Annotated in this window: 3 protein-coding genes; 2 read left to right on the top strand and 1 reads right to left on the bottom strand. The window is 44.5% G+C overall.

What is annotated here, in order from left to right; genetic code table 11:
- Nucleotides 1-51 precede the first annotated feature (51 nt).
- Nucleotides 52-231: a hypothetical protein gene (locus F6K20_RS40190; RefSeq protein ID WP_071986983.1), complete on the top strand. Its 180-nt coding sequence runs from the start codon at nucleotides 52-54 to the stop codon at nucleotides 229-231.
- A gap of 256 nt (nucleotides 232-487) precedes the next feature.
- Here F6K20_RS40190 and F6K20_RS27105 read toward each other — a convergent pair whose 3' ends face one another.
- Nucleotides 488-2170 (bottom strand): dipeptide ABC transporter ATP-binding protein, encoded by a 1683-nt coding sequence (locus tag F6K20_RS27105; RefSeq protein ID WP_287296709.1) that lies wholly within the window; start codon nucleotides 2168-2170, stop codon nucleotides 488-490.
- A gap of 192 nt (nucleotides 2171-2362) precedes the next feature.
- Between F6K20_RS27105 and F6K20_RS27100 the strand changes: the two genes are divergently transcribed.
- Nucleotides 2363-3892: an efflux RND transporter periplasmic adaptor subunit gene (locus F6K20_RS27100; RefSeq protein ID WP_008190564.1), complete on the top strand. Its 1530-nt coding sequence runs from the start codon at nucleotides 2363-2365 to the stop codon at nucleotides 3890-3892.
- Nucleotides 3893-4142: the final 250 nt, after the last annotated feature.

Raw genomic sequence — 4142 nt, 5'->3', positions numbered from 1 at the left:
TATCACTGCTCAAACTATTGAAATCCTTTAGTAAGCTATCAGCATTCAGCTATCAGCATTCAGCGGTCAGCGGTCAGCGGTCAGCGGTCAGCGGTCAGCCTTCAGCGGTCAGCCTTCAGCGGTCAGCGGTCAGCGGTCAGCGGTCAGCGGTCAGCCGTTAGCGGTCAGCCTTCAGCGGTCAGCCTTCAGCGGTCAGCGGTCAGCGGTCAGCGGTCAGCCGTTAGCCGTTAACTGTTCGCGTAGCGTGCGCGTAGCGCATAAGCTGATAACTGATAACTGATAACTGATAACTAAAAACTGAAAACTGAAAACTGAAAGCTGAAAGCTGAAAACTGAAAGCTGAATGCTGAAAGCTGAATGCTGAAAGCTGAAAGCTGAAAGCTGAAAGCTGAATGCTGAAAGCTGAAAACTGAAAGCTGAATGCTGAATTCTGAATGCTGACCGCTGAAAGCTGAAAGCTGAAAGCTGACCGCTGAATGCTTAGAAATCACCTTTGTTTATCTAACAATGGAGCTGCCTCTAGCAAGGTTCTAGTGTAAGGATGCTCAGGATTAGTAAACAGGTCATGAGTTGGTTTCTTTTCAACAATCTGACCTTTGTTCATCACGGCGATACCATCACAGAAAAATCGTGCTACCCAGAGGTCATGAGTAATAAACAAATAGGTAAGATTAAAGGCTTCTTTCAACTCCAACATTAATTCTAATACTTGAGTTTGGACACTAGCATCCAGCATACTCACTGGTTCATCACAAATCACCAAACTAGGATGAGTAATCAATGCCCGAGCAATAGCAACCCGTTGTTGTTGTCCTCCAGAAAGGTCAGCAGGATATCGATTATAGTAATCTTCTACAGGCGTTAATCCTACCCGTTCTAGCATTTCGTTGACCTGATTTTTAGCTGCTGTTGAATTAACCGCTAATTTATGAATAAATAAGGGATCGGCAATACTTTCTCCCACAGTCATTAAAGGATTAAGACAAGCATGGGGGTCCTGAAATACCATTTGGATTTGACGACGAATCTCTTGTAGGGAATGTCGATTGAGTGTAGCTAAATTTGTGCCTTGAAACTCAACGGTTCCAGCAGTAGGACGAACTAATTGCAAGATAGTGCGAGATAAAGTACTTTTACCACAACCGGATTCTCCTACTAGTCCCAAAATTTCACCAGGATATAAATCAAAGCTGACGTTATCCACAGCTTTGATAACGTTTTTTTCTTGAGATACCAGTTGCTGAATAAAATTGCTTTCTAAGGTATAATATTGCTTGAGATTAGTAACCCTTAGTAAAGGGGTAGGAATGGCAGAGCTGGAATTCCCCTCATTGTCATTAGTGTCAGGGTCATTAGTGTCAGTGTGGTCTTTAACTGCCTGGAGATGTAGAGCTGCTTCTAAAAGCGATCGCGTATAATCATGGTTAGGTTGCCACAGAATCTGTGCCACTGGCCCAGTTTCCACCATTTTCCCACCATACATGACCGCAATGCGATCGCAATATTCCCCGATCATGGCCAAATCGTGAGAAATCAGTAACAGTGCCATGTCCCGTTCTCGACAAGCCATGGTTAATTCTTCTAATATCTGTGCCTCTACCGTAACATCCAAGCTAGTGGTGGGTTCATCTGCTACAATTAGCTTGGGATTGAGCAACAAGGCTAATGCGATCGCAACCCGTTGCCGCATCCCACCACTAAATTCATGGGGATATTGAGAGAAGCGATTAGCGGGAATTTTCACCGCATCTAGAGTTTCTATTACTTTTGCTTTAGTCTCACGTCCTGATAGCTGGGGTTGGTGAGCTCTGAGGGTTTCTAGGCAGTGTTCCCCTATACTCATTAAAGGGTCAAGGCGAGTCATCGGGTCTTGAAAGACTAGGGCTACTGCTTCTCCCCGAAACTGGCGCAGCTGTGCAGGGGTTAAATCAAAGACAGACTTTCCTGCAAACCTAACCTGTCCTTTCACTCGGGACCGTTGCGGTAACAACTGCATGATTGCTCGTCCCAGAGTAGACTTACCGCAGCCTGACTCACCGACTAATCCCAGTCGGTCCCCTGAATCTAGGATAAAGGAAACATCATCTACTGCCCAAGTGGGTTTTTCAAGGGATTGGCTGCTAGGATAGGCCACCTGCAAGTTTTCGACACAAAGTAGCGCTTCACTCATCTATTAAATATTTCTCTCCCAATAATATAAAAACTTTGATGCCATAACCATTAAATTTTGATTAAAATTTGTAAAGCTAGACTAATTCCTATCTAAGTCAACTGCTCTGATCGAGTTCATGAGGCCGCCAGTAGGATTGAGCAAAGTTATCCTATAAACATCTTTTTGACATCTTTTTGTCAGGGCATCACCATGGAACCTGTAAATCCCCAAGTGTCTAATCACTATCAGCCAGATTCAAATTCTCAAAGCCAAGAAGAAACCAAAGCCAAATCCTCGGCATGGCTACTCACAGTCCTGTTTTTGGTAGGAGGTCTAGCTTTGTTGCAAATCTCGACAGTACCAGAACCCCCTGTAGCCCAGACGAAAACTAAACAGACACCACCGCGACCTGTAGAAACTATTCCCCTGACCTTAGGTAAAGGAATTAAACGGATCCAGTTACTGGGTGAAGTAGAGGCAAGTGAAAAAATCACGATTAAATCTCAGGTGGATGGTGTAATACAACAAGTCAAAGTCCGAGAAGGCGATCGCGTTAAACCGGGCATGACCATTGCTATTCTTGATGGTGCTGACCAACAGTTAGCCCTCGCCCAAGCTAAGGCAAGGCTTGCTCAGGAAAAAAGTAATCTCGCTCGATTACAAGTGGGAACCCGTCCAGAAATTCTTGCCCAACGGCAAGCAGAACTGGATGCCGCTAAAGCTAGGGAACAAGAAGCAAAGGACAACCTTGATGGTATGATAGCCGTCCAACCCAATTTAATTGCCCAACGGCAAGCAGAACTAGATGGGGCTCAAGCTCGGGAACAAGAAGCCAAGGATAACCTAAAACGCATTGAAGCCCTAACTCTGGAAGGAGCTCTGTCTGAACGAGCAAAAGTGGAAGCCGAAAAAGCAGCTGATGCAGCTACCAGTGAGCGCTTACGGGCTCAAGCTGCCCTAAGTGCAGAACAAACTAAAACCCAGCAAGAGATTGCTGAAGCCAGAAGTACCGTTGATGCCACCATCAGTGAGCGGTTGCGCATTGCAGCTCTGTTAGCGGAAGCCCAAGTCGGACCAACCCAGGAAGAAATTGATGCCCAGAAAGGGGTAGTAGCAGCAGCTGTTGCAGCGGTTGAGCAAGCTCAACTAGCATCAGAACGAGCCACGATTAAAGCGCCTATAGCCGGAGTTGTGCAATCCCGCCAGGTTGACACTGGCAACTATGTTGAAGGTGGCGATGCCATCATTACCTTGGTCAATAATGCTCAATTCGATATCTTTCTACAAGTACCAGAAAAGTTTACTAATCAGGTCAAACCAGGGATGTATGTGGAATTAACTGCACCGCGAAGTTTACCTAACTGGCAGCAACGAGCACAGATTACCAGCGTTGTGCCTACAGCCAATGCCAACTCACGGCGACAACTAGTAAGGGTAAATCTCAACAATCCCCCAAAAGACTTATTAGCTGGAATGGGAATTGAAGCCACCTTAGATTTACCCATTGATGTAGATCCCAGTTTTGTTATCCCCCGTGATGCCATCATTAAACGAAAAAACCAATCCTTAATATATACCATTTACCAAGACAAAGCACAAGAGTTTACCGTAGAAATATTAGCGGATATGGGGGAAAAACTCCTGATCACTAATCAAAAATTACAAGCCAATCAACCCCTAGTTGTGTCAGGTGGTGAAGGACTAAAAAACGGCGCACCAGTCAAAATTACTAGTCCTTAATTCCTAATTATTGAACCTATTGCAAACCTGAAAAACTAGTACCGCTGTGCGGAATTCAAAATTCAAAATTCAAAATTCAAAATTCAAAATTATTACATGTTTAGTTATTAGAGGTTTAATATATAAGAGTTTTGCTATTTTTGAAAAGTATATTGATTTCCGCCGTGCTGTATAGCGGTTTTCAATTTGGTGAGGTACAGATTACCTGGTTTTAGGGAACAGCGGATCTGGGAACAGGGAACAGGAAAGA

It is taken from the genome of Moorena sp. SIO2C4 (genome assembly GCF_010672485.1).
GTDB lineage: Bacteria > Cyanobacteriota > Cyanobacteriia > Cyanobacteriales > Coleofasciculaceae > Moorena > Moorena producens.
This window is presented reverse-complemented; position numbering and strand designations above follow the sequence as displayed.

Coding starts and splice junctions, on each gene's coding strand:
- F6K20_RS27105 (WP_287296709.1), bottom strand. CDS start 2,170: ATGAGTGAAGCGCTACTTTGTGTCGAAAACTTGCAGGTGGCCTATCCT.
- F6K20_RS27100 (WP_008190564.1), top strand. CDS start 2,363: ATGGAACCTGTAAATCCCCAAGTGTCTAATCACTATCAGCCAGATTCA.